The 23,551-nt window shown below is 43.0% G+C and carries 34 protein-coding genes; 1 reads left to right on the plus strand and 33 read right to left on the minus strand.

From position 1 onward, the window contains the following. Positions 1–47: 47 nt before the first annotated feature. From AAV90_RS03100 to AAV90_RS03235, 32 genes are all read right to left on the minus strand, one after another. Positions 48–587 carry a hypothetical protein gene (locus AAV90_RS03100; RefSeq protein WP_046495749.1) on the minus strand — a complete coding sequence of 180 codons (540 nt, stop codon included), beginning with the start codon at positions 585–587 and terminating at the stop codon, positions 48–50. Between the two features lie 46 nt (positions 588–633). Beyond that, complete coding sequence (locus tag AAV90_RS03105; RefSeq protein WP_052729566.1) at positions 634–1,149, minus strand: JAB domain-containing protein; 516 nt, start codon at positions 1,147–1,149, stop codon at positions 634–636. Between the two features lie 85 nt (positions 1,150–1,234). Further along, the gene (locus AAV90_RS14850) at positions 1,235–1,399 is read right to left on the minus strand and encodes a hypothetical protein (RefSeq protein WP_157609483.1); all 165 of its coding nucleotides are present in this window, start codon (positions 1,397–1,399) and stop codon (positions 1,235–1,237) included. A gap of 74 nt (positions 1,400–1,473) precedes the next feature. Next, positions 1,474–1,866, minus strand: a complete 393-nt coding sequence (locus tag AAV90_RS13955; RefSeq protein ID WP_052729567.1) for a single-stranded DNA-binding protein — start codon at positions 1,864–1,866, stop codon at positions 1,474–1,476. Positions 1,867–1,900: 34 nt separating this feature from the next. Beyond that, positions 1,901–2,092, minus strand: coding sequence for a hypothetical protein (locus AAV90_RS03115; RefSeq protein ID WP_046495751.1), 192 nt, complete (start codon positions 2,090–2,092; stop codon positions 1,901–1,903). A gap of 99 nt (positions 2,093–2,191) precedes the next feature. Further along, positions 2,192–2,515, minus strand: coding sequence for a type II toxin-antitoxin system PemK/MazF family toxin (locus tag AAV90_RS03120; RefSeq protein ID WP_046495754.1), 324 nt, complete (start codon positions 2,513–2,515; stop codon positions 2,192–2,194). Further along, positions 2,499–2,717, minus strand: coding sequence for a hypothetical protein (locus tag AAV90_RS03125; protein WP_046495756.1), 219 nt, complete (start codon positions 2,715–2,717; stop codon positions 2,499–2,501). Before AAV90_RS03125 ends, AAV90_RS03120 begins: the two co-directional genes overlap by 17 nt. 89 nt (positions 2,718–2,806) lie before the next feature. Then, entirely contained in the window at positions 2,807–2,977 is a 171-nt protein-coding gene (locus AAV90_RS15235) for a hypothetical protein (protein ID WP_207642038.1), read from the minus strand. Between the two features lie 203 nt (positions 2,978–3,180). Continuing rightward, on the minus strand, positions 3,181–3,351 hold the full coding sequence (locus tag AAV90_RS14855; RefSeq protein WP_157609484.1) for a hypothetical protein: 171 nt from the start codon (positions 3,349–3,351) through the stop codon (positions 3,181–3,183). Positions 3,352–3,561: 210 nt separating this feature from the next. Beyond that, the gene (locus tag AAV90_RS03135; protein WP_046495762.1) at positions 3,562–3,828 is read right to left on the minus strand and encodes a type II toxin-antitoxin system RelE family toxin; all 267 of its coding nucleotides are present in this window, start codon (positions 3,826–3,828) and stop codon (positions 3,562–3,564) included. Next, on the minus strand, positions 3,812–4,021 hold the full coding sequence (locus AAV90_RS03140) for a hypothetical protein (RefSeq protein ID WP_046495764.1): 210 nt from the start codon (positions 4,019–4,021) through the stop codon (positions 3,812–3,814). The genes AAV90_RS03135 and AAV90_RS03140 overlap by 17 nt, the downstream gene beginning before the upstream one ends. A 37-nt stretch (positions 4,022–4,058) precedes the next feature. After that, complete coding sequence (locus AAV90_RS14365; protein WP_076982597.1) at positions 4,059–4,229, minus strand: type II toxin-antitoxin system HicB family antitoxin; 171 nt, start codon at positions 4,227–4,229, stop codon at positions 4,059–4,061. A 307-nt stretch (positions 4,230–4,536) separates the two neighbouring features. After that, positions 4,537–5,004, minus strand: coding sequence for a hypothetical protein (locus tag AAV90_RS03145; protein WP_046495767.1), 468 nt, complete (start codon positions 5,002–5,004; stop codon positions 4,537–4,539). A 17-nt stretch (positions 5,005–5,021) separates the two neighbouring features. Beyond that, positions 5,022–5,819: a hypothetical protein gene (locus tag AAV90_RS03150; protein ID WP_046495769.1), complete on the minus strand. Its 798-nt coding sequence runs from the start codon at positions 5,817–5,819 to the stop codon at positions 5,022–5,024. A gap of 5 nt (positions 5,820–5,824) precedes the next feature. Further along, complete coding sequence (locus AAV90_RS03155) at positions 5,825–7,912, minus strand: type IA DNA topoisomerase (protein WP_046495771.1); 2,088 nt, start codon at positions 7,910–7,912, stop codon at positions 5,825–5,827. A 13-nt stretch (positions 7,913–7,925) separates the two neighbouring features. Beyond that, entirely contained in the window at positions 7,926–8,225 is a 300-nt protein-coding gene (locus AAV90_RS03160) for a hypothetical protein (RefSeq protein ID WP_207642039.1), read from the minus strand. A gap of 181 nt (positions 8,226–8,406) precedes the next feature. After that, a complete protein-coding gene (locus tag AAV90_RS03165) occupies positions 8,407–9,375 on the minus strand; it encodes a ParM/StbA family protein (RefSeq protein ID WP_046495775.1) in 969 nt (322 codons plus the stop codon). Between the two features lie 15 nt (positions 9,376–9,390). Next, positions 9,391–10,596, minus strand: a complete 1,206-nt coding sequence (locus AAV90_RS13960) for a hypothetical protein (protein ID WP_198142804.1) — start codon at positions 10,594–10,596, stop codon at positions 9,391–9,393. Next, entirely contained in the window at positions 10,553–11,101 is a 549-nt protein-coding gene (locus AAV90_RS03175) for a M23 family metallopeptidase (RefSeq protein ID WP_052729569.1), read from the minus strand. The genes AAV90_RS13960 and AAV90_RS03175 overlap by 44 nt, the downstream gene beginning before the upstream one ends. Before the next feature lie 69 nt (positions 11,102–11,170). Continuing rightward, on the minus strand, positions 11,171–11,560 hold the full coding sequence (locus tag AAV90_RS03180; protein WP_046495777.1) for a hypothetical protein: 390 nt from the start codon (positions 11,558–11,560) through the stop codon (positions 11,171–11,173). Further along, complete coding sequence (locus AAV90_RS03185; RefSeq protein ID WP_046495779.1) at positions 11,560–13,338, minus strand: VirB4 family type IV secretion system protein; 1,779 nt, start codon at positions 13,336–13,338, stop codon at positions 11,560–11,562. Before AAV90_RS03185 ends, AAV90_RS03180 begins: the two co-directional genes overlap by 1 nt. Before the next feature lies 1 nt (position 13,339). Then, positions 13,340–13,969, minus strand: a complete 630-nt coding sequence (locus tag AAV90_RS03190; RefSeq protein ID WP_046495781.1) for a TraC-like domain-containing protein — start codon at positions 13,967–13,969, stop codon at positions 13,340–13,342. Then, positions 13,970–14,266, minus strand: coding sequence for a PrgI family mobile element protein (locus tag AAV90_RS03195; protein ID WP_046495782.1), 297 nt, complete (start codon positions 14,264–14,266; stop codon positions 13,970–13,972). 4 nt (positions 14,267–14,270) lie between these two features. Then, positions 14,271–15,155 carry a conjugal transfer protein TrbL family protein gene (locus AAV90_RS03200; RefSeq protein WP_046495784.1) on the minus strand — a complete coding sequence of 295 codons (885 nt, stop codon included), beginning with the start codon at positions 15,153–15,155 and terminating at the stop codon, positions 14,271–14,273. A gap of 46 nt (positions 15,156–15,201) precedes the next feature. Beyond that, a complete protein-coding gene (locus tag AAV90_RS03205; protein WP_198142805.1) occupies positions 15,202–15,522 on the minus strand; it encodes a hypothetical protein in 321 nt (106 codons plus the stop codon). 19 nt (positions 15,523–15,541) lie between these two features. After that, positions 15,542–16,975, minus strand: a complete 1,434-nt coding sequence (locus AAV90_RS03210; protein WP_207642040.1) for a VirD4-like conjugal transfer protein, CD1115 family — start codon at positions 16,973–16,975, stop codon at positions 15,542–15,544. 44 nt (positions 16,976–17,019) lie between these two features. Then, complete coding sequence (locus AAV90_RS13965; protein WP_052729571.1) at positions 17,020–17,388, minus strand: hypothetical protein; 369 nt, start codon at positions 17,386–17,388, stop codon at positions 17,020–17,022. Further along, positions 17,385–18,617, minus strand: coding sequence for a MobP3 family relaxase (gene mobP3 / locus AAV90_RS03215; protein WP_052729572.1), 1,233 nt, complete (start codon positions 18,615–18,617; stop codon positions 17,385–17,387). The genes AAV90_RS13965 and mobP3 overlap by 4 nt, the downstream gene beginning before the upstream one ends. Beyond that, on the minus strand, positions 18,617–19,033 hold the full coding sequence (locus AAV90_RS03220; RefSeq protein ID WP_046495787.1) for a hypothetical protein: 417 nt from the start codon (positions 19,031–19,033) through the stop codon (positions 18,617–18,619). The genes mobP3 and AAV90_RS03220 overlap by 1 nt, the downstream gene beginning before the upstream one ends. Positions 19,034–19,387: 354 nt before the next feature. Further along, positions 19,388–19,951 carry a DnaD domain protein gene (locus AAV90_RS03225; protein WP_046495789.1) on the minus strand — a complete coding sequence of 188 codons (564 nt, stop codon included), beginning with the start codon at positions 19,949–19,951 and terminating at the stop codon, positions 19,388–19,390. Beyond that, a complete protein-coding gene (locus tag AAV90_RS15080; protein ID WP_046495791.1) occupies positions 19,905–20,300 on the minus strand; it encodes a hypothetical protein in 396 nt (131 codons plus the stop codon). The genes AAV90_RS03225 and AAV90_RS15080 overlap by 47 nt, the downstream gene beginning before the upstream one ends. Positions 20,301–20,470: 170 nt before the next feature. Further along, a complete protein-coding gene (locus AAV90_RS03235; protein ID WP_076982598.1) occupies positions 20,471–20,872 on the minus strand; it encodes a sigma-70 family RNA polymerase sigma factor in 402 nt (133 codons plus the stop codon). Positions 20,873–21,353: 481 nt separating this feature from the next. Between AAV90_RS03235 and AAV90_RS03240 the strand changes: the two genes are divergently transcribed. Next, a complete protein-coding gene (locus AAV90_RS03240) occupies positions 21,354–21,749 on the plus strand; it encodes a MarR family winged helix-turn-helix transcriptional regulator (protein ID WP_207642041.1) in 396 nt (131 codons plus the stop codon). A 37-nt stretch (positions 21,750–21,786) separates the two neighbouring features. Here the strand turns inward: AAV90_RS03240 and AAV90_RS03245 are convergent, their stop codons facing one another. Next, positions 21,787–23,484, minus strand: coding sequence for a peptidoglycan D,D-transpeptidase FtsI family protein (locus tag AAV90_RS03245; RefSeq protein ID WP_046495795.1), 1,698 nt, complete (start codon positions 23,482–23,484; stop codon positions 21,787–21,789). Between the last annotated feature and the right edge of the window lie 67 nt (positions 23,485–23,551).

The raw sequence follows: 23,551 nt of genomic DNA on the forward strand, positions 1-23,551 counted from the left end.
GTGTTTTATAAAAAACCCGGAGCGAAAACGCCCCGGGAATATTGTGGTTAATCGTTTTGTTGACAAATCCGGTTGGCAAGTAGTTCAATTTTATGTAGCCGGGGCATTAACCGTCTGGCCGTATGACCCTCGACCTCCACCAGGGTAGCATCCAGCTCTAGATCCCTGAGTCCTTCGAGAAAGGCCTGGACAGCTTGCGAGGCATCCTCGCCAGTTTTTAAAGCCTGATCGCGTACATTTAAAGCCGCGTCGAGCTTCCTATACTCACCGCGCGCGGCCGCGAACGGATTAAAATCCTCTAGCCGCCTGGCTTCCTCCCGGCGTCGCATATCCTCCATCGCCCACCAGTTGTTGATTCCTATTACCAGGAGATCTTTGGCCGCCTGCTCCGGGCTGATTCCCAGGACTTCCGCTCTGCTTTTGATTGCCTCTTGGGCAATCTCCAGCTCTTCCGTATTAAGCTTAATTTCCATGCTTGTTTCCCCCTTGTATGATATTTTTAACATCTGACCCAATTTCGCACCTGGGCTAATCTCTTTTCCAGGCCAGAGTTCCACACCGTAAGAACCAGTAATCCCTATACGCAAAATAACTCCCCCTTTCATCATTAAAAGCCGCTTTGATAATCACGTATCACATTAAGCCCATTTCTGTAAGGCTCGCATAACATCCAGTGGCACCCACAATAACGTGGTCAAGGACTTCAATTCCTAGTAGATCTCCAGCCTCTTTCATTCTGCGGGTTATATCTATATCCTCTCGGCTAGGGGTAGGATCACCGCTGGGATGATTGTGTACCAAAATAACACTGGCAGCACTACCTAAAATTGCCACCTTAAAGACCTCACGAGCATGGACAATAGAACTGCTTAAACCACCGACACTTACAACATTGGCGGCATTTACATGTCCCTTCCGATCCAAATAAAGGCATATAAAGTGCTCCCTATCGCAGTTTTCCAAATCGAAATGTTCTTGCATCATCCGATATACGTTTTGTGGGGAACAGATTCCCTCACTGCTTACATACCACGGGCCTGACTCGCGCACTAAACGCGTGGTTACCCAGTAAAAACATTTTTCTGCCCCTGTTTTTGTAACCGCAGGCATATCTCCGCCATAAAATAAATTACTCTCTTTTATATTCATACAATCGGGACGGGCTTTTTGTTAGCCCGTCCCATTCCTCCCTTCGCGGTAAAAATAGGATCCGGGCTAACGCCCAATTATTAAACTAGATTAAGTTGTAAGCGATATTCCATGCCCTCGTCAGGCCTTCCAGCAACCCCTTATAATACATATGCTGGGGATGGCCTTCTGGATGCTTTTCTAATTCCTCTTTTACAATCTTAATGTGTTGATCAATGCTCTCTAGGATATCAATGGTTTGTGTAGACATGCACGACTCCCTCCTCCTTTAAAATATAAAGCAGGCAAATGCCTGCTTTATCACCCCTACTGTTATTCCTACTGTTATTGCAGATTTTCTAACTCACCATCCGGATTATAAAGAGGATATTCTGAGTCTTTATTCCGTGGCTTTGATGAGCCTTTCTTTTTTTCAGCATCTTTCTTCTCTCTGCTGTTCATAAGTAAAATTTTATTTGCGTTAACACTCCAGTAAACTTTTCCGTCCTCGGATTTACTGCTGCGCATCTCACCTTGAACCAAGATTAAAACGCCTTTTTTGGCTATATTAGCCGCCCAGGCTCTTTCCCAACAGGTCACTTCGAAAAAGTCAGTAGGCAGATCTTTCCCTCTGCTCACAGCCACTCCGAATTTAACGACCTCTTTCCCGCTGTTCGTAGTATAAATCTCAGCATCGCGGGTAACATTTCCAATAAGTGTAATCTGATTCAAATACATACTAATTCCTCCCTTTCATTTTTACAAACTTAAGTTAATCAAAATAACTGAAATAACCCTGTTCCTCGCATTCTTCCATATACTGATCTGCTAACCTGTCATATTCGGCGTCAATTTTTTCGATATCTTCGTCAGTAGCCCCAAGAGACAAATACCGCTCCCTGACTACTTCTGGCTGTTTATAGCCGTTCTCGCGTAACCACTGCCGAAAAGTTAATTCCTTCAAATAACCACCCCTCTCAAATTTCTAACTGCTCACAGAAAGCAAAAAACGGCCAATCCATAAGCATAAAACTCACGAATTGACCGTTATTGGCTCAATTAATTAAATAAGAACCTGGTTTAGCAGCTCCCGGGCATTGTTAAAATCTTGTTGTGATAAACAACCAATGATTTTAACCAGCCCTATTTTCACTGTCATTAGTTGGCCTGCGCATACTTTAGATGGAATACGCAGACTCGCTTCCTGCCAATCCTTTAACAATAATTCATACTGGTTCCGAACAGGTCTGCTAGAAATAGCAGCTATAACAACGGAACCCGTCCCATTATACGTTTCCCTGCTAACAACAAGAGCGGGCCTGATTTTTGCACCGCTCAAGTCGCTATAGGTAAACATTGCTACAACAACATCACCAGGTTTCAGCATAACTGGCATCCACCTCCAGATCATTCCAATCATCATACATTTGCTCTGGATCCTGAAGCGGTACTGCCAACTGCCTTAAAATTACCTTACATAAAAGCTTAAGTTCATCATCTGAAAGATGATATAACTCCCGGATTAGCTGTTCTACCTTTGCAGACATACCAATCACCTCAAAACCATTGTAACATAATTCTTTCAGCACAATCACTCCCTTCTAATATTTCCCACTTAATAAAAAAACGACCATTTCATAAGTTATAAATACTCATAAAATGATCGTTTAACAGACTATTAAGCAGCTACATAACCAGTATAACTGGCAACAATGTCACCGAAGTGACCACTACCTGAAAAGGCAATAATGGCTATGCCGTACACAACCCAACGGGCAACAATGAAATATATATATAGTTTAAACTCATTACCAAAAATTATCAAGGGGTTTTGGCATGTTTTTCCCATTTTAAACATTTTTTAAAAGGAAAGCACCTCAGATCCTCCAATCGAACTACAAACTTACGATTCGCTTCATCAGTAATAAGAATACATCCTGGAGCATAGCTAAGCAGAAAGCGGTTTCCTTTAGGCGATGTTCCGTTAACCATAATCTGATTTAAATACATACTAATTCCTCTCTTTCGCCTGTTAGTTACATATTTACCGCATTATTCTACGTGACAACTGAGTATTTTTGACTTTCTAACCCGCTTGATATAGGACGAGCCTTTTTTATCCCACGTGGCAAAAATAATAACACCGATATCGTTTGCTATTAGCTCGCCACTATAGGTTTTAGCCTTGCCTCTTTCAAGGCAGGTAAGCGTTACTTTTCTCATACTAATTCCTCCCTTTGTCCCGACTCCCTTATGTAGCCTGTCGGGCCTCACTTTTTCTAATAAAACAACGGTCAATTCATAAGTATAAAACTCACGAATTGACCGTTTAATTAATTAGTCAATAATTACATTACCGGCATAACTGGTGAAATCCGTCACCAGAATATGGCCACAACTTGCACATTATTCACATTGGCTCGCATTAGATTATTATTTGTAGACATCGCGCCTATTTTTTATTGTTAAAATATGCACTTGCCTATCTTTAAATTGATACTCGAAAATTATTCTCCAGCTTCCAACTCTAAGCCTTAACTCATTACCCTGTCCGCCTTTAAGTTTAATTACATCTGCTCGGGGAGGGTATTGGGTTAGTTTATTTATACCTTCTTTGATTTTAATCTGAACCGCTCTGTCCAGATCCTTCAACTGTTTTAATGCTTTTGGCGAGAAAATTATCTTAAATTCCGAGTTCACGCCATACATCCTCCGCATTAATGCCTTTTCCGTCTTTTATATCAGCTCTCGCCTCCATAATCTCTTGGGCTTCCAATGGAGAAATTACATCTTCAGCCCATGGTTTTAGGATAACCAATAAAGCTAATACTTGTTCTTCGCTTAATAGGTCTACAAGTGTTTTTAACTCTTCCCTCGCAATTGACACTTTCATTAAACCACCTTTTTGATAAATAATACTTTCACTGCTGCTAAACTGGTCTGCCCACTTCCAGACAGAGTTCAATAGCTTCCTGAATTCGCGTAAGTAACTCATTCATGGTTTTTGCCTGGCTGTGGCATCCTTTTAAAGCAGGTACGGAAGCTACAAGCATACCGTCTTCATCTTTTTCAATCAGGACGGTAAAAGTACGTTTCTCCACGTGCTTACCTCCATTTCTCTCACCGTGTTACTGCTGCTAAACTGGTCTGGTGTCTATCTTCTACCTCAAGACCATTGTAACATAGATTTTTAAGTACAATCACTCCCTTACAAATTATTGCTGCTGAACAAAAAACGACCATTTCATAAGTCATAAATACTCATAAAATGATCGTTTAACAGACTATTAAGCAGCTACATAACCAGTATAACTGGCAAAAATGTCACCGAAGTGACCACTACCTTAAAAGGCAATAACGGCGATGCCATTCACAACCCAACGGGCATTAAATATAACTACTCTTAGTTTAACTGCCTTTCCATTTTTTATCAAGAGTTTTTAATGTTTTCCATTTTAAACATTCGGCAAGTTTAAAACGCTGTAAATCCTCCAACTGAGTCACAAATTTGCGATTCTCTTCATCCGTAATATGAATACATCCTGGAGCATACCTAAGCAGGAAGCGGTTTCCTTTAGGCGATGTTCCATATTCCCCTTCATATTTTCCTCCTGCTTCTTCCAGACGGACTACAAACCAGGCCATGGTTTCCTGTTCAACTGCATCGAAATAACCGTAATTAGGTTGATGCCAAAAATCAGTACCGGATACCTCAGTTTTTTGAAGGTATCCGGACTGTTTTAAACGATGTAAAGCATTGGCGGTTTGTAATCCAAAAAGAACTTCCAGCACTGCTTCTGGAGAGGGGCCGATTTTTTTTATAAAATTATATATCAGTAATTGCCTTTCCGAGTAGGAATACACGTATCCTCCCATAAATAACACCTCCTGGTTTACAGTAGCCTGTTCACCAGATACAGATGCAACTTTTTCTGTTCGGCGGAAAAATAACGTACCTTACAGGATACGCGATACCCTTTTTGAACATCCCCCATTAAGGGTATGGGTGCTAATCCCAATACTCCTGGAGTAAGATCAGGCTCAATAAGCACATTGCCATCCACAACTCTGTATACAGTGCCCGAAATGAACTGTCCCCGCTTATAGTCGGCCTGGCTCCAGGGATCCGGCCGGGCGGCTCGGACAGAAACCTGAAGGGGGTTAACCGAAACCACCATAGCGTTTACTGTTTCCCCTATATGATATTGCTCCCGAAGTGTGGCCGCTCTGCGTATCACTGCCTGTGATCGGGGAACATCTACCAGAACACCACCCCCGACATCCACTATTAGGGTAGAAATGTTATCTATTATTACAATTGCCCTTACTGTAACCGGTATAATATCCCCCGCGGTCAATTTTTTTTGTAGATCTTCAGCTGCTTCTTTTACTATCTCTTTGCGGCTACAAGCAATAATATTGTTTTCCCGATCGATGCCTTTAATTTTTACTATAATGTCCTGCCCAACGAAACGACTTATTAAACTAGCGTCAACCCCAGTTTCCTGGTCAGGTACGTATCCTTTTATCCCCGGGTAATCAGGAAACACCAGAATCCATACCGGCTTACCATCTACATAATCAATAGCCCCTACCTGGGCTTCCACCGGACGCTCACGCTCCTTCATCTGAAACAACACTTCCCATGTATCGGCTACATGTCTATATCCTTCTGGTTTTAAGTCAGCCATTTTACCTACTCCTTTCTGTTTCGCTTCGGAAACTCAAAAATTATAGAACCGTTATCCAACCTTAAATAAGCGTCAAAAACACTATCTTTTCTACTCTTAAAGCCTTTAATTAGATCGCTCTTGCCTTTTGATATTATCTTCTTGGCCTGGGCCTGGCTGATACTTTTTCCGGCAATCTGTTTCCAAATCGTGAATTTACAGCCTTCCTTCCAGCCAGAACAACTGTATGCTTTTTTGTTTTCAATTACAGGTTTGCCGCATAATGGACAAACTCCAACACTATTACGATCTGTAAAACTAGTTGTAGTGACCTCCTGAGCCTTAATCTCATTAACGACATCCTGGGTAAACTGTTTAATTTCCTGGGAAAACAAAATAAAATTACGCTTGCCCAGCTCAATATCGATAAGTTTTTTCTCCCATTCCCCGGTCATTTCAGGATCTTTAAGCCGAGTAGAAACAATATCTATTAAGGTTTTTCCTTTGTCAGTAGCAACCAGGGTCTTTTTTTGCCTAGTAATATACCCGGTACTAATCAATTTCTCAATGATAGCCGCCCTGGTAGCAGGAGTACCTAATCCTTTCCCTTTCATCACTTCGCGTAATTCCTCATCTTCTACCTGTTTTCCCGCGTTTTCCATCGCGCTTAGCAAATCTGCTTCGTTGTATCGCTTTGGGGGCTGCGTTTGCTTGTCCAATACCTGGCTTTCATGTAAGTTAATTTCCTGCCCTTCTATCAGGACGGGGAGTGGAGGAGAATCATTGCCATCCTCTACATCATCTATATAAAGTTTTTTCCAGCCTTCTTCCAATAAGGTTTTCCCTTTAGTTTTAAAGGTTTCGCCCTGGCAGGAAGTAATGATGTTAGTCTGTGTGATTCGGGCGGGTGGCAGAAATATCCCTACCAAGCGTTTGGCAACCAAAATATATATTTTGATTTCGTCCGCAGTTAAGGCTGATAAATCCGGAGAAACTTCGGTTACAACTATGGCCGTATGATCACTTACTTTTAAATCGTCAACATACCGTTTGTTAGTAATATCAGTATTAGTAATACTCTTTACCACAGTGTCCAGTTCTGTTTTCTGTAGAGCATTTAACCGGGCAGGCAAGGTAGCACTCATGGCTTCAGTGAGGTGCCTGCTGTCCGTTCTGGGATAGGTAAGCAAGCGTTTTTCATACAGACCCTGGGTTATTAATAAGGTTTGTTCTGCTGTAAAGCCAAACTGCTTATTACTTTCCTTTTGGAGATCAGTAAGATTGAAGAGCATCGGTGGTTGTTCAGTTTTCTCATTTTGTTCCACCTTTACAACCTGGGCAATAGAGCCAGGAATAAGTTTGTTTAAAACCGCTTCAGCTTCCCCCTTGGAATTAAACCTATCCAGTTCACCGCAGAACCACTTGCCTATAAAGTAATTTTGATGGCCGGTATTAAATTTTGCTTCAATCTCCCAGTATTTTTGGGGCACAAAACCATCAATCTCCTGATCTCGATTTACTATGAGGGCAAGGGTTGGGGTCTGTACACGGCCTACGGTAAGTATCTCGTTATATTTGGTGGTGTAGGCCCTGGTAGTATTTATGCCAACTAACCAATCAGCCTGACTTCGGGCAGTAGCCGCCAAAAATAGATTCTCTACTTCGGCAGAGCTGCGTAAATTGTTAAAAGCTGCTTTGACAGCCGCAGGCGTAGTCTCAGAAAGCCATAAGCGGTCATGAGGTTTGTGGCAATTGAGAAACTGAATAATATTTCTAAATATCAGTTCTCCTTCCCGACCGGCATCACAGGCATTAATTAAGCGATTTACATCCCGGCGGTTAATTAGACCCTTAAGTATCTGTAATTGCTTCCTGGCAGCCGGATTTGGCTTTAGCCGAAATTCTTCAGGTAAAATAGGCAGATCATTAAGATTCCATTTTTCCAGCTCCGGATAATAGTCCTGCGGCATAGCAAGTTCTACTAAATGCCCAACTGCCCAGGAGATTATCATATCCGGTTTTTCTAAATATCCATCCTGCCGGGAAAATCCCCCCAACACTTTTCCAATATCCATCGCAACACTGGGTTTTTCGGTAATTATTAAAACAGACATTATGTCACCCCTTTCATTTAAAATAATTTAAAAAGGTATTTTTATCAAAACCAGTATCCGATTGGTCTCCCTGGTTATTAACTTCCTGGGCGGCGGCACTATTAAGGCCGCTATTATGAGTATGAAGCTTCTCATTCACAGCTTTTAAACACTCTTCGATCTCAGTCAATCGTCTGCCGACTTCTAGCCATTCTCTTACAATCCTGGTTCGCGACCCTTCGGGTAAACTCCATACGGGGTGATTTACCGGAAGCCTTAACTCCAGTCGCCTTAAGGGTTGGGACATATTAAAAACCACTCCTTTCCGGCACATTCTACCGGTATACTGCAGTATTAATGTTGCAGTACCGGTAAAAGGCCATAAAAAACAGCCTGTATGTACGGGCTGATAAGAGGTTACCGATACCGTAAGGTTTGAAAAATAAATACCGGTAAATATGATGGTAACAGTATCTGAAATGCCTATAGATAGGGGATGCCTTTAGCCGGTATCTTTATATAAAGGCTAGATAGCCTTCCGTATTCGCAAATACGGGTTCCTCAACAACCATTGAACAAGGCAATGCTGAACAAAGATCAGCACCAAAAAAGAGAGGGCCTCCGCCTGCTAAAAAGGTATTTTGGATATAGCCGGTACGATTACCCCAGGCGGCCAGCACTTTTTGACAGATAGCTGTAGAAACATTTTTCCGAGCTGCGTAGGCAACATCATCAAGGCAGTATGTTTTGCCGTAATAGCGAATAGGCTCCCGATTTAAGGCCTGTTTGGTTATTTCATTCTCCATTCCTACAGGTAACGGGCTGCCCGTCTGCGCCTGGAATTCCCGCGCTACTGCACTGCACACCATTTGAGTGCCTACTTCCACTGACCCGCAGGCTTCAAGCATAGGAACAGGCTGTCCATCCTTAATTTCAAAAAGTAAATACTCTGTGGTGTATGTACCTGGATCAACTACGCCTACATATCCATGTAACGGCAAATGGCCGCCCGCCTTAAGTAACACGCCCGCTCCTTGGGGTATTACTTGAACTTCAGGATTTTTGATATAGAGCTCACTGCCATTCACGGCTACGCATAAAGAAAGCTTACTCAGCCGATTTTTTAAATCTTCTTTCTGAGAAGCATAGTAGGCCAAGGGCAATCCTACCCCCAGGCTAATTTCAGAATCCTTATGTCCGAGTAGCCCTATGGCTGTCAGTAATAAGGGATCGTGCAGCTCAGGTGGTTTTTCCTTGTTTAAGGCTTGAGAAACCACAAAAGAATGCCTGGCTGCCTCACCGACCAGTAAAACCTCTTTTTGTGCTCCTGATGCAATAGTTATCCGGTAATTCTGAGTCTGGGAAAACACACCCCCTAGCACATCATATCCTGCCGGTGCTACAAGGGAAGGAAAAATCACCTTTTCTCCCACTTCATTGACCGCCTTAGTAAAGCCATATCCTATATCAATACCGATCTTCATAAAATCATTCTCCTCTCATCTTTTGAAAATTTTAGTTAGCGTGGAAAAGGGTTTTTTTCTACCTGCCAGATTAATTGGCAACACCGGCTGCAAAAGATCTTGCAGTAACTCCTCAGGCGGCGAGTCTTCAGTAACGAAAGGAATATTATATACTTTTCCTATATACTTGGAAAAAGCATTTAAAAACCATTTCATTTCCTTTTCACTCGCCAGGTTTAAAGTAATTCTCCATCTAGCCAAGTTAGGTGTATAAATACTTATATCCTGCTCATCCACCATAGGTAAAAACCTATTAAGTCTGTAGGGGGCAGCATTTACTGTGAGAATCGCTAAAGCTGCTCGATCCATCTCCGCAACTTTATCAGAACTTATTTCTCCCATATCTAAAACCAAATAATCGTATACATTCCCGGCGATAACCGGAAAAATGTGTTCAATGGATCGAAAACTGCGAGCATCCGGTAAAATATCAAATCCCCGCATATTTGCCATTTTCATCTCTATGCTGTGTATTTTTTTGTTCTCATATTTCGCGCCCATGGCTGAAAGATAAGTATATTGTGATTCCCGTCCAGCTTTATCCCCAAGAGGCCACTCAGCCAAAATTACCCGATGATTGCTTTTGGCTAGATGAGTCGCTATTAAAAAACACAAATGCGATACCCCTGCTCCCGGGCCGGCACCAGCTACAGTGATGGTCGTGAGACCTAAGGGGCGTTGAATAAGGACTTCTTTAATTGATTCCGAAACATTCTTACCTGACTGATACTTATAAGGCTGCCCGCGTTGCAGCCAGCGGGCAGCCTGAGTATAGTTTGCAGGTTTTTCAATGGTGCGAAGTAAATCTTGCTCTATAAATTCCCCAGCCTCGCTTACAATGTCATAAACCCCCAGGCAGACCAATTTTGCAACCAGCGGATCCCCGGGTTCCCGTCCACAAGCAATTAGTATAATTCGGGTAACCGGTCTTTGTACCCGGTACTGATGAAGCTCTTCTTCAATATGCCTGGAAAAATCAATATCAACCAATAGAAAGTCCAATTGTACCCTGGCTGCTTGCAATAAAGCCTGACGCAAATCCCCCTCCCGGATATGAAACGAAGGGGTACCGTATCGCTCCACTAATCCTGTATAATCTCGCGAAGCAATAATTCCATACATAATAATGACCTCTCTTTCATCGCGTTTGGAAGAAAATAGCCGGATCATGGCAAACTCCATCCACGTAAACCTCGAAATGCAAATGGGCACCTGTAGTAAGATAACCTGTGTTGCCAACCTTAGCGACTACTTCGCCCGCCTTAACCTTTTGCCCCGGTCGGGCAACATTATCCGATAAATGGCAATATCTTGTCTTGATTCTTTGGCCTCGTTCATTGGTTCCATGATCGATTTCCATTGTCAAACCAACTGCCTCAGAACGGGAAAGCGAATGAACCAGTCCGTCAGCAGGAGCCACAATGTTGATTCCCTCGGGTGCGGGAATATCAATCCCGTAGTGCATAGTCGGTACTTTTTTTATCGGATGGATTCTCATCCCGAAAGGGCTGGATATATTATGAAAACCTGGTACTGGCCAGCGCATTTCACCATTATATAATTCCTCGTAATCCCCAGCAGATGTGCCTTGATCAGGCTTAAAGCCAATTAAGAAATTAAAATCAATCACCCTATATTTCTCAACTACATCCTTTTGCTCTTTCGCGGACATATTAAGTTCGTCCATGACTTCCTGTATGGTTTTTAAGCGATAAGTTGTATAAGTGGTGCAAACTGCATCCTCACCTTCACCTACTCAGTGCGTACACGTTCCACTTTCCTCAACAAATTGCATAGCAAGATCATTAGCCCTGCTTGCCGAAGATTTCTTAAAGTTCTGTTTTAAACGCACCGCATCCACAGCGATCACTTCCTGCCAGTCTACATAAACACCTGGATCACATGGACTCTGAGTCATCATAGTGACTGCCTGGGCAGCATCGTAATACCAAAGAGCTTGTGCTTTGGTAGCGGTCACTGGGACGCGTTCATGAATAACTACAGGGATAAGAATGAGTAAAATTAGGCCCAAAAAAAGCGTAATAACTGCAATAGTTGTTTTTAGAATAGTCGATCCGTCCTCCTGGATCATATCGCGTAAAATAAGGCCGATAATTCGAATAGCTTTTTGCACGGCTGCTCCCATTAAGCTCCCCCTCCTACTAAATAAGGGGCTTCAAAAGGTGCTGACTCAATACGGATATGCACCCGCTGATTCCCGGCAACCAGCAAGCCTTCCCCTCTCTTGGCAGACTGTAACAGCTCTTGTTCCGCTTCTGTAAGCTGCATCAGTGTAGTAAGAGCTTGGAGATCTTTATCGCCTTGACCGAGCAGAATCTTGTAAGTCGGATTATCCAAAAGTGCTTGACCATGCCGGGCCACGGCCGGATCAAGAAAGTCGATTACATTTTGCGAAGCCACTATCAGACTGCCCATATATTTACGGATACGCTTGGAAGTGTCACGCAAAAAGGCTAATGCTTGGGGTGTCTGATCATCCACCAGCATCCAGGCTTCGTCTACTAAAAGAATAATTCGTTCTTCCCTGTCCTGCTCAATAAGGTTCCAGACGTATGAAAGCACATTAAAATACTGCGCTCTTTTGACTGCATCATCGGCGTTCTGTAGTTCATGGACATCGAGAACAATAAAATCTTTATCCGCTGTAGCTGTGGTAAATCCATTCCACATAGCCGCATCAGCCCCTTTGGCTGCACGTTTTAGGAGAATAGCAAGACGCTGGAACAGCTCGGGTTTTGTTTTTTCCTGCTCTAAAACATACTCATACAGTTCATTCATGGTTGGCCATACATCTACTTGAATATTCTCCGGCTGTGTATTAAAATCAATTTCTTTGCTATGGTATACCTCCAAAAGAGAATCTTCCAGAACTGCCCGTTCTACGTCAGTAAGATCCCGCAGATATAACGAGAAGAATGTGCGCAGGATTTGAAGGTGTAACCCTAAAGGGCTTTGAGCATCATAAATACTCTTTTCTTCATCGTCATCCTGATCCAGCGGCACGCTCCTTACCTGCAGCGGGTTAATCCTCCCTTGTCCACCAGCTACATTTACCCAACTTCCACCCAATAACTGACACATCTTCCGGTATTCCCTTTCCGGGTCAATGATTATTATTCGTGCCCCTTTAGCATATTCGCGCAGCAGCAACATTTTAGCTAAGTAGCTTTTTCCGGTACCCGGTTTGCCCAGAATCGTCCAGTTAGAGTTGGTACGGTCACCGCTGCGCATCCACATATCGAGAATCACAAGTCCCCCGTCCCGGTCACGCCCCAGCATAATCCCCGCTATATCATTAAGGCCTCCGGCCACAAACGGGAAACTGGCCGCTATTGTCTCTGAAGGCATATTCCGGCCACCGGCTTTTAACATTTCCGGATCCAGAGTTGCCCATGGCCCTATAGACTTTAACCCTTGTTCCTGTCTATAGAGTAGTGTGCGCCCCCTCATGCCTGCTGCAGCTAGAGCAGACTCTACCCTACGAGTCCGTAAAATCAGATTGTCCATATCCATTGCCGTAATAAAAAGAAGCACTGTAAGATAGAATACATTTTGCTGTTCCTGGTCAATCTTTTTTAAAAGACTATCCGCGTCTTTAAGAGCCTGTTCGGTACGCTGAATAATCAGGGCATTCCCGCCCTGATTAAGCCGGCCCATGTACTCCCCGATGGCTTTATTGATATCTTCTATTAAGTCAGCAGCATTAGTAGGGCTTACGTGTAACGAGGCCGCAACGCCCGGAATCTGAGTAATACGAGCCAGCCAGGCCGTGCCCGCTTGGGGAGGATAATCTGTAATAACCATCACCCTTCCCAATAAATCGCCAAACTGAATGTAGTTTGTTTGAAATTCCAAAGCCTGCGGTGTTAAGGCATCTAATATACCTGATTTAACGGTTTCCATTTTACATTCCTCCCTCTCGGTAGATGGTGGTAATCCCTGCAGGTGTAGGAATTTGCTCAAATGCAGATTGCGATGGATGAAGGAACGAAAACGCCATATCAATTATCTGTACATCATCACAAATATTTACCTTCAGTCCGCTGGTCTCAAGATTTGCAGCCAGCTCATAAGCTCGTTTTAAAAGCTCTTCTTTCCCTTGTTTTACCTCTGCCATGCTAATAAGTAAGTAGTAACGTCTCTCCAGTGCCTCCCCACCCCGTACAATTCCGGCTATATAATGGATATACTCCTGCAATATTCGCTTGCGGGCTATATCAGTAGTTTCACGGGCTATTTCCTGTAATTCATCTAAATATTTATCCAGATCAACGGGCCTGGGTAAAGCTAAAATCTGTATCGCATATTGGATTCCATTCCAGGCTTCATGAACCGCTGATACGATGCGTTTCTTTTCTGAATCGGATTTTAAAACTATATTAATGGGTTCAATTTTTAAAACTGCCACCAGTTGTCCATCCTTCCGGAAAAGAAAATGACTGGTGATATCTTTTATCGGCAACCAGTCTTGAGCGGTCATTTTTTCTTTTTCCTTGATAGATGCTTCTGGTTTATTTCCCCTTTTTTTAAACAACTAAAATCCCCCTTTCTCATAAAGGTATAGCTTTTGATTGGCTCGAAAACGCTTCATATGCTGTAACATATCCAATGCCGTAGATCCATCCGGCATGATTTGTAATGTTGACAAATAACCAATCCCAGTAATAAACAGAGCCAGAAAATAGCGGCCAGGACTAGATATTATAAGGCCTAATAAAAATGAAAACCCCAGGCCAATTACTGCCGTGACCAAGGTAATTAGTAGCTCTTTCCACCCCCAGCCAGGGAAGAACTCAAACTGTTTACTGATATTTCTCGGTATTAAGTACATCGAATTACCTCCTTGCAAGCATTCTGCGAATCACAACTGCTGATCCTACATGCTGCGCTGTCCCGCCGATTGCTCCCCCAACACCTGTCTGGATAACCAGTTGATTTAAAAAGGCAGGAAATTTCACTGTTGCCCACATAAAACCAATGAAAAGCAATGTATTAATTATGGGATCCGTGACGCTTGCGAATGTTCCCAAGGCCCCACGCAGCAAAAACATTTGCACGGGCATTGCTAGACATTGCGAAAGCAGTGAACTAAACCAGGTTCGTCCCAATTTGTCTTTCATGGCCCATAAAAATGGCCCGATAATCATAAGAATACCCACGTTTACCGCACGAACGGCCATTTGAATTAAGACAATAAGCCATAATATTAAACCTCCAATAAAAACGAGTGCAATCGGGATGCTTAACATGCCTGTTTGAGCCAGAACTATTGTTGCAATGGCTTCCTGGATGGTTTCTATCTGGGGAACAACCTGGAAGCCCTGGATGTCATCCACAATGCTAAATGCAAACATAAAAACTTGCTTAGTGATCCACGGAACTGATGCAATAACAGCGGTCGCTACGAATGTACTTTTGAGTAAATCGCCCGGATGTGATTCCTCTCCGGTGGAGTATAGAACATAGATTTGAAAAGCTTGATACGCAATTCTTACCGCCAGAAGGGTAATAGCAATTCCCTGGGCATAATGAACCGCTGTCATAAAGTATTGATTATCTAAAAGTGAGCTTGCGAGTTTTATTTCTTTTGCCATAGTGCCTGTCATGGTATTAACCAGACTCTCTAAAAATGAGATAATCACGCCGTTTACTGAATCAATTATCATTTCTTGCAATGGTTCAGTAATATGTTGGGCTATCCAATCTCCAATAGCACTCATGCGGCACCTCCTTTAAAAAACCCTATTTCCCAGGGTGTTATTAAGATTAACTTCCGTAAAAACCGAGAAAGGCTTTTACAATCCCTACAGCACTTACGCCAATGGCACCAGCTATGAGGGCATTTTTCATGGCCCGATTATGAATTGCTGCTTGGGCAGGATCGCCTTCATTCATCTGTTTTACAAAAGCGTGCCAGCCTATCATAGTCGCGCATCCCGCCGGAATTAAGATTAAAAGCCAGGTTGTAGCTGCCTCAAGTAAATTTTTTGTGCCTGTCACGATGCCTGGCTCACCAGCCGCAAAAGCATTTGTAGGGCAGGTTATTAAAAGAGCACAAACAAATATAAATAAACCAATTCTCTTCATACACATAAACCTCCTAAATTTAAAATCCCAACACATCGCCTGCGGATGGTTGGGTTTCTTGGCAGTTGGTCTCACTGCTTCGATTTTTTTTCGTGGTGGGCAACCATGGCTCAGGCAGACTAAGCATCCTTTCCTGATCTGGTACTCCCATCCTTTGTAAATCTAATTCCTTAGCTATCGGCCACTCCGATATATCAGGTAATGGCAAACGGGCCGGCTGCAATCTTGTTCTTAGTATTAAAACCGAATCAACTGGCCAGCGCATAACTTCGTCTTTCATCACGAGGGGCCTGGATGTAAGTCCCTGGGTTACTCCCTCCGATCTGGAACCAGACATCTGTGCGGAAGAATTATATGATTCCGTTGCCACCGTGTAGTTACCTGCTTTTACAGAAATTATTTCAGCAGTTTTTTGATCTGCAGTTAAAATATAAATCCATGTCCAACACTGACCAATAATTGTGTTCTCGCGGTTAGGGTAATGTTCGGAAAGCTGATCTAACCCTTGTAGAGCCAGAGTAAAACGAATTCCCCGCCCCCCTGCAGTCGTAATTTTAGTCGTAAAGTCTGTAATTGCAGGTATATTACCGAACTCGTCCAAAAGGTAGTTGACCCGAACCGGAAGTCTCCCCCGGTTATGATTCGCAAGATCAACTAAAGCTCCATATGATTGCTGTACATAGAGAGAAGCCAGCACATTACGATTTGTTCTTTCATCCGGAATAACCAAAAATACCGCCGTCTTTTCTTTGCCAACTGCAGCCATATCGTGGTCTTGCGCTGAAATCATCCAAACAATAGCCGGATCCACGCCAAAAAGCTGCAGGCTGGTTAGGGTATCGGTTGCAATGCTGCTGCGCATTTTATCTGTACTCATCTGATAAACCTGGTACGGACTTCTGGCCGGATGGGTAAGAGGTAGAGTATTAAAATAAGCGTCCAGCATTCTGCCGCCATCCTGGCCAAAGTTGGCCAGCAAGTGAAAAGCAGTAGACATATGTTTATGCTCCGGTGGAGCTTCAACTGCTACTGCCAGGATCAGGGCTGATATAAGAGCCTTTTTTGCTGAAGGCCAGATTGGATCACCCCGATAACGTGGATCATAGGACAAAGTATGAGCTATATCATCTGCATGTTGAATCGCCAGGGCAGTGTTATTATCCTTCAGGGCTTGAAGCACTGGGTGTAATATGTTCCAGCGATTACCCGTAGTTGGGTTCCGTAAATCCAGGGTAATAACTTGATATCCCTTGCGCCTTAGGTACTCTTTTGTTATGGGCTGCAGCTCCTTCTTTAAATCACAGATAACCATTGATTCCCCATGTAAAGCTAAATGCCATATGCTGGGTATGATCACCCGACGAGATTTTCCGGAACGCGTAGTTCCTATTAATAATACATGCGTATCGTCATCAACAGTCCAGTATTTTTCCTTGTTTATGTTGGCTCCCAATACAATGCCACCCGGCAAATCTCTCACTTCCTTTCTTATTGGTATTAAAACTTATGGGCATTAAAAAAAGTATCCACCTCCGTTTCTGATAACCACCTGGCTGTACCATGCTGCCCATGCCCCGCTACCTGGGGCAGATCTGAATCATAGTTCACATTGACTAATGATCGGCCGGTTAACCAGATCCCGACAATTAATCCCACCGCAAGCGGCTGCAGCCATGACCAAATGTGAAACACGTCCGGCATGGCCTTAATTGCACCAAAAAAGGAAAAATGAAAAGCAGCTAAACTCTGCTGCTTTATCAATAAAGGGATTATTAGTAGTTGCGGTATCACCAGGAAATCCAGGGCAACGACAATAATAGTAAACGCCACCCGAAATGGAAAAGCTTTATCTTTTTTCTTATTCAACGCTGCCTCCCCTCCTTTAGCTTCTCCTCCCGTTCAAGTTGAGCCTTTAAAATACGCGCCTGGTATTCGGATTTGCTTTTCTCCCGCTGTATAGATATCCAGGCACCTTTCCAGAAGCTATTAATAATCTGATTTTTCGAGACTTGATCCCTATATTGAGATTCCTTTTCAATGCGCTGTATTGAGACCGCAGCTTTTAAAATATCCTGGGCAATCCTATCCCGAAGATCTTCGTATGTCCTAATCATGGCCTGGTTTGTTTTCACAGGTCGATCGCTGATATACATTCGTGTTATTTCCAGATGGGCTTGTAAATATAGCTCTTTTTCCTGTTCAAAGCCCGGCTGAGATAAGACCCAATCAGCAAGCTCCCTTGCCACGGTTTTGATATTATCCGGCATGTATTTCAAGGCTACACGTCCTTGACCAGGAAGTATTCTCGATAAGCTTTCCAGCCTTTCTATAAGATACTTTTCCTGTTCTCCATCTAATCTCGGATTAAGCGTAGGTCTGCCGCCAATTTCAGCCCCTATATAAACCTTTTCGCGGGCAATGCTATTGCGAATTCCCAGAACATCCCGTGCCCCTTCTCGAAGAGCATCTCTATAAAAGGTTTTTTGAATCAAAAGGCGTTCCCGCTCCTTGCTATAAATATTTTTCACAAAAGCCCTTTTTATATCTTTTAATTCTCCAGGTGATAATTTCCCCTGGCTTCGTAACGGAGTCTCTTCCCAAAACAGGACATGGCAATGAGGATGTCCTGGTTCCGGATGATAGGCTGCAACCCAACGGAAATTGCTTTCGGACATACCCAGTTTTTCTTGTATCTCTGTAAAACTGCCCCGTAAGCTTTCTTGCCAGTCGCTCCGATCAAGGTGGTTTATCCGGATAGCCTCATCCTCTCTCAGGGAGACAATAACTCGCCAGACCACTCCGCTATGTTTTGATAACGTATCTTTGACTTTTTCTACATCCAAGTCGCTATCATCCATCCCAAAAAGTCCGCTCGATCTAGGTCTTTCATGCATATACTTTGCATGAATAACCTGTTCCTGTTCAAACTCATTTTTAGCTATCCCCACCTTTTCGCTGTCCTCTGGTTCTATTTCGCCATAATCTACTGCTTCGGCACGTGTTATATATCTTATATTGGCAACGTTTTTGGCCTGGTTATTTGAAGTCGGTAGATAGTAGCTGAACTTCTGCATAAATGGAGCAAGTACTGCCATCAGGTATCACTCTCCTCGCTATAGGCCTGCATGATCTGTTCTAATGGCTCCCTAATATAAGCAACACCTCTTTTACGAGCAGCATCCCTTATCATCTTAAGATTCGGTTCATTTTTGTTCTTTAAAATATAGGTGACCAAATTCTCAGTGGAAGCAGAAGCTATGGCTGATTTTGCGCAAATATTGGCCAGTCTGTTTTCTGTTTGTCTTAATTCTTGTGCAACTGCTTTTCGGACAGTTGATAATAGAATATCCGAGGCATCCAGAGCACTATTAGTTTGTAATGATTGGGAAAGAATGCGCCGAGTAACTATAGCCATGCTTTCGCCACGTTTATCTGCCAAGGTTCGCAGGGATAGGTAAGTAGCATCATCTAGCTTCACTCTCAGTTCACGAGGATATTTTTTATCCGACAAATAATCACCTCCTTTTTTTAATTTTAGGTTTAAGACCCTCGTTGGACACTTTAATGGATAGATTAAACCCTTGATACTCCGATTATTGAAGATAATATATCCACTATAGTGTCCTTAGTTTTTTAACAGAGTGGATACAGCGAAGCAAGAACTGCCCGGCTTTGCCGGGCATGTGTTCCACTCGTCTTATCCTGCCTTCAAAATTCGCAAGGTTTTTAAGGATTTGTTCTCCGCTTGCCCTCCGGAAAATATCCCAACTATTTGGAATACTTTGCATAACTAAACACCTCCCTTTATTCGCAACTGACAATAATGATATTTGCTGTGAATAATTTCACATATGGTTTAATTTATTTACACTTCCTTTCGTTTTAATGCATCAATTTCTTCCGGGGGAACATATAATTTAAACTCTGAATATAGACTTTCATTTTTAGAGGGTTTTTTATTTACACCTAGGCCTTTCCTTTCGTGCTTTAAATCCTTAAAGCGTTTTATCGCTAAATCGGCTGCCTCAATCGTTCGGATCTCGGCTGCCATCCATCCATCTAAAATCTTGTCAATATATTGCAGATTAGGAATCTTGGCCAGCTGACAGGTCAACTCTGCAGCCTTCATGATCATTTCTTGGGAAAAACCCCACTCAGTTCGCCATTTCTGATACGTACTTTTACGACCATCACCTTTCAAATCAATTCCGGTATAATTTTGAAAGACTAATATCTCCTGATCCGGATTAGAATTATTATTTTGATCTGGCTTAATTTCAGAAATATGTTTAGTCTCATGAATATTTTCTATTTCATTTTCCTTTTCTTCTTCTTCTTCTTCTAATTTAGTATATATAGTATTATTAGGTGTCGGGTTCCCGTCAACGGTTTCCCGTATACGGTTTCCCGTTAACGGCTTCCCGTTCACGGTTAAACTGCTGATCTGACAAGGGTTCCTCGGGTTCATCCTCAAAATTCCAGGCAACGTCCGTAAAAACATACTCATTGTACGCAAAACGTCCTTTAGTGCTCCGATGAGAAATAATTTGCAGATATCCTTGAGCCTCCAAACGCTTGAGGATACCTGCAACAGATTCACGACCATTCTGGTGACTGGAAATAAGCTCCTTCTTATAAATTACCCAGTCATCCGGTTTTGATAATACATATACAAGAAGGCCAATATCCTCATATTTTAGATTCGAATCATTGATCGGTTGGTTGTCAATTATGGTATATCCCCGCTTTTTCCTCCGACGAATTAAATCTTCCGCCATGATTACCCTCCTTATAAATATAAATCCGCATAAAAAAAACCCGGCATAAGCCGGGCTGAATGTTTTCTATACTGGAAGTCTTGTTAGAAGCGGCAATTCTCTTGAGGATTATAGCCAGGATCGCTTTTCAACTATGTAAAAAATACGAAATTTAATGGGTTAATAATACCTTATAAGCTCCAATATACCGGGCTTTGAGGGCTATAGCACGATATAGACATTGATCCGTCGTTTTCAATACAACGGGCTGCATACGTAGCCAAACGTACTCCGCGTTCATTATTGTAAGTTTTAATAGCTTTGATTAAACCGATGGTTCCAATGGAAATGAGGTCTTCGATATCCTCTCCGCTGCTTTCATATTTACGCACTACATGAGCCACCAGGCGCAGATTATGTTCAATAAGCTTGTTACGAGCCTCTTCACTACCATTCTGCAATTCGTCCAGGTAGAGCTTCTCATCCTCAGCTTCCAGAGGTTGAGGGAAAACCTGGTTATTAAGGTACCCAAAAAGTAACAGAGTTCCCTTGATAACCGCCACAATGGCCAATGCCCAATACAAAAAGGACAAAATCCCACCTCCATCCAATAAAGCGTTCTATACTATATGAAAGTTAATGACGAATTGTGCTCAAAAAATAGAGGAAATATTTAGATTAACAAGCCAGCCACGCGGAGCCCACCAAGCAGTTCGTGCTACTGGTAAATTTATACATTTAATGTTAATATAACCTAGGGGGGGAGGTGAACACCAGGCAATAACAGCCTGGCATAAAAGCAGGATAGATCAGCGAGGAAGGGGTATCACTCAGGCAGATTTCCAGAATAACTGGTATAAGCAGGTGGATAATGCAGAATGCTATGGAAAGTTAAAATACCGGCACAAGAACCATCCCTCTGGCAGGAGAAGAACTAATTTTCGGTTGACAAATCGATCGTATTCGGACATCATAAAAGTTACTATAGGTAAATTTACGTGAGCAAAACTTGTTTTCAAAGGAGCTAATATGGAAGACTTTACTACATTTATTTGTTACCGTTTAAAATCCACTATGAAAAAAGTGGAAAAACGTTTCGGTCAGGTGCTGGAAGAATTCGGGGTTACTATGGCTCAGTCTTTTATCCTTTTTGCCCTGTTGGAACAAGACGGCTGTGCCCTGACAGAAATCGGCAATCGAACTCAAATCGATAATTCTTCCCTTACCACTATGGTCGATAAACTGGAAAAAGAAGCTCTGGTGGAAAGACGGCCATATGCCTTGGATCGTCGGGTGGTAGCTCTTCACCTTACCGATAAAGGCCGTGATTTGGCCTTAAAGGTTTTTAATGCCGGGGCAGCCATAAACCAGGAATTAAGCAACAAATTAGCAGATGACAAGGAGCCTTTTATCAACGCTTTAACAAATATTTCTGAAACCCTGGAGCGAAAAAACCTGGCCAATAAATAGATTTAAGATAGCTGGGGATAAACCTGCAGGACTGAGCTTAGGGGGAAATTTGCAACATACCCTGGCATATGTCTTTAAAAACCGGAGCGCAGTTTTGAGCACCTGATTGGCCTTCTTCAGCCAACACCACGATTACCCAGCGCGGTGAATCAGCCGGCAGGTAACCAGCAAACCAGGTGTTTAATATTTCTTCGCCATTCTTATTTATTTGGCCGGTCTGACTGGTAGCGGTTTTGCCGGCCACCCTAAGATCAGATAAGCGGGCGTTCTGCCCGGAACCTTCCTCAACTACCTTCTCCATCATCCTCTGAACACCTTGCGCAGTAGTTGTCTTAATGACCTTTTTTTTGCGGTAGGGGGAAAAGGCGCTTTTTTTCCCTTCCCCGTCCAAGGTATATTTGACTACAACCGGAGGTGCCCAAAACCCATCGTCAGCTACCGTAGCCAGGAGGGAAGCGATCTGCAGCGGTGAAAGCATGACTCCACGCTGCCCCACGCAGACATTGCCCAAGGCGGCTTCTCCTCCGTCAATCTGCACATAAGTTCCGGATTGCACCTCTTGCATACCTCTTAATTCGGGGTCGGTTAAATGTAGTCTTTCTACATATTCTAACAGCCGGGATCTTCCCAGCCGTAGCCCGACATTAATAAACGTTGGATTACAGGATTTTGCGAAGGCCTCTTCAAAGCTTAAATCACCATGGCCTTCCTTTTTCAAGCAGGAAATGGCTACTTGGTTATTAAAGCTGTATTTACCGGTACAGTTAAATACTTCTCCGGTTTTAACAAGGTTTTCCTCCCCAGCCGCAAGGCTAATGACGATTTTAAACAAAGAGCCGGGATAATAGGGGGTAAGCACCCGATTTATAAGCGGACTGTCCACATCCGCCAGGTACTCCTCCACTTGATTCTGAATGTAAGTGGGACGACTGGCCATAGCAAGAACTTCTTTGCTTTTAACATCCAAGACCACCACTGCCCCCTTGGCTATCCTTTGGTTCATGATTTCTTCCACCAATTTCTGAACCCGTTTATCAATCGTCAAAACCAGAGCGTTTTTAATACTGTCCTGGTTTCCTACCCTTAAACTAAGGCCGGGAATCATGTTGCCTCGGGCATCCAGCGCGGTCAAAAGCCTGTACTGGGAGCTGCTGTTGTCTAACAGTTGATAATAGTCCCTCTCCAAACCGGTTCCATTAATCTGTTCAGGTTTTTCCTCTTTTATGGCGTAGCCGAGTAAATGAGCCATAAATCCGTTTTCGGGATAGCGCTTAAAATAAGGTGCTACTACCAGTGCAGGATTATGGGCAGCCTGAATAATTTCTCTTTCTTCAGAACTCAGATTGGTACACAACCTTATTATAGCCGTCTTGTTTACAGATGCTTTTTTTAAATCCGCTTCGATTTTCTTGGCATCGGCGTGTTGGAGGCGGGCAGCTAAAAAATGTGCTAATTCCTTATAAGCTTTGGAGCGGGAACCATGCTGCGAAGTAATGGCCCGTGGCAAACAATATAGCGCCGGTGAACTTAAATAATCTGTCAACGGTACTAGGTGGCGATCCAGGATTTCACCGCGCGGCAATTCCCGCATATCGATTTCCCGACTGCGCATTTTCGTGACTTCCTGGCTTATTCTATGACCCTGGATTATCTGACAATAAAAAAGCCGAGTAAACAAAAAACCCCAAAGGAACAAGAGAAATCCCATTAATAAATAAAGTCTTTTTTTTTGCAAGCAAGAACCCCCTGCCAGTCACAATAACAACCAAATATGATCTTGGTTATTAGCATTCTCAGGAGGC

It is taken from the genome of Syntrophomonas zehnderi OL-4, from assembly GCF_000983115.1.
GTDB classification, from domain to species: Bacteria; Bacillota; Syntrophomonadia; order Syntrophomonadales; family Syntrophomonadaceae; genus Syntrophomonas_B; species Syntrophomonas_B zehnderi.

Bases quoted from the DNA above. Each gene is read 5' to 3' on its own strand.
- AAV90_RS03150 (WP_046495769.1), bottom strand. From the start codon at position 5,819: ATGGCTGACTTAAAACCAGAAGGATATAGACATGTAGCCGATACATGG.
- AAV90_RS03240 (WP_207642041.1), top strand. From the start codon at position 21,354: ATGAAAAAAGTGGAAAAACGTTTCGGTCAGGTGCTGGAAGAATTCGGG.
- AAV90_RS03160 (WP_207642039.1), bottom strand. From the start codon at position 8,225: ATGTGCCGGAAAGGAGTGGTTTTTAATATGTCCCAACCCTTAAGGCGA.
- AAV90_RS03145 (WP_046495767.1), bottom strand. From the start codon at position 5,004: ATGGGAGGATACGTGTATTCCTACTCGGAAAGGCAATTACTGATATAT.
- AAV90_RS03175 (WP_052729569.1), bottom strand. From the start codon at position 11,101: ATGGACGAACTTAATATGTCCGCGAAAGAGCAAAAGGATGTAGTTGAG.
- AAV90_RS13955 (WP_052729567.1), bottom strand. From the start codon at position 1,866: ATGTATTTGAATCAGATTACACTTATTGGAAATGTTACCCGCGATGCT.
- mobP3 (WP_052729572.1), bottom strand. From the start codon at position 18,617: ATGGCAGTACTTGCTCCATTTATGCAGAAGTTCAGCTACTATCTACCG.
- AAV90_RS14855 (WP_157609484.1), bottom strand. From the start codon at position 3,351: ATGAGAAAAGTAACGCTTACCTGCCTTGAAAGAGGCAAGGCTAAAACC.
- AAV90_RS03185 (WP_046495779.1), bottom strand. From the start codon at position 13,338: ATGGAAACCGTTAAATCAGGTATATTAGATGCCTTAACACCGCAGGCT.
- AAV90_RS14850 (WP_157609483.1), bottom strand. From the start codon at position 1,399: ATGTCTACACAAACCATTGATATCCTAGAGAGCATTGATCAACACATT.
- AAV90_RS03155 (WP_046495771.1), bottom strand. From the start codon at position 7,912: ATGTCTGTTTTAATAATTACCGAAAAACCCAGTGTTGCGATGGATATT.
- AAV90_RS15235 (WP_207642038.1), bottom strand. From the start codon at position 2,977: ATGGGAAAAACATGCCAAAACCCCTTGATAATTTTTGGTAATGAGTTT.
- AAV90_RS03105 (WP_052729566.1), bottom strand. From the start codon at position 1,149: ATGAATATAAAAGAGAGTAATTTATTTTATGGCGGAGATATGCCTGCG.
- AAV90_RS03165 (WP_046495775.1), bottom strand. From the start codon at position 9,375: ATGAAGATCGGTATTGATATAGGATATGGCTTTACTAAGGCGGTCAAT.
- AAV90_RS03120 (WP_046495754.1), bottom strand. From the start codon at position 2,515: ATGCTGAAACCTGGTGATGTTGTTGTAGCAATGTTTACCTATAGCGAC.
- AAV90_RS03195 (WP_046495782.1), bottom strand. From the start codon at position 14,266: ATGTACTTAATACCGAGAAATATCAGTAAACAGTTTGAGTTCTTCCCT.
- AAV90_RS13960 (WP_198142804.1), bottom strand. From the start codon at position 10,596: ATGGAGTTTGCCATGATCCGGCTATTTTCTTCCAAACGCGATGAAAGA.
- AAV90_RS03140 (WP_046495764.1), bottom strand. From the start codon at position 4,021: ATGAAAGTGTCAATTGCGAGGGAAGAGTTAAAAACACTTGTAGACCTA.
- AAV90_RS03200 (WP_046495784.1), bottom strand. From the start codon at position 15,155: ATGAGTGCTATTGGAGATTGGATAGCCCAACATATTACTGAACCATTG.
- AAV90_RS03205 (WP_198142805.1), bottom strand. From the start codon at position 15,522: ATGAAGAGAATTGGTTTATTTATATTTGTTTGTGCTCTTTTAATAACC.
- AAV90_RS15080 (WP_046495791.1), bottom strand. From the start codon at position 20,300: ATGGCGGAAGATTTAATTCGTCGGAGGAAAAAGCGGGGATATACCATA.
- AAV90_RS03180 (WP_046495777.1), bottom strand. From the start codon at position 11,560: ATGGGAGCAGCCGTGCAAAAAGCTATTCGAATTATCGGCCTTATTTTA.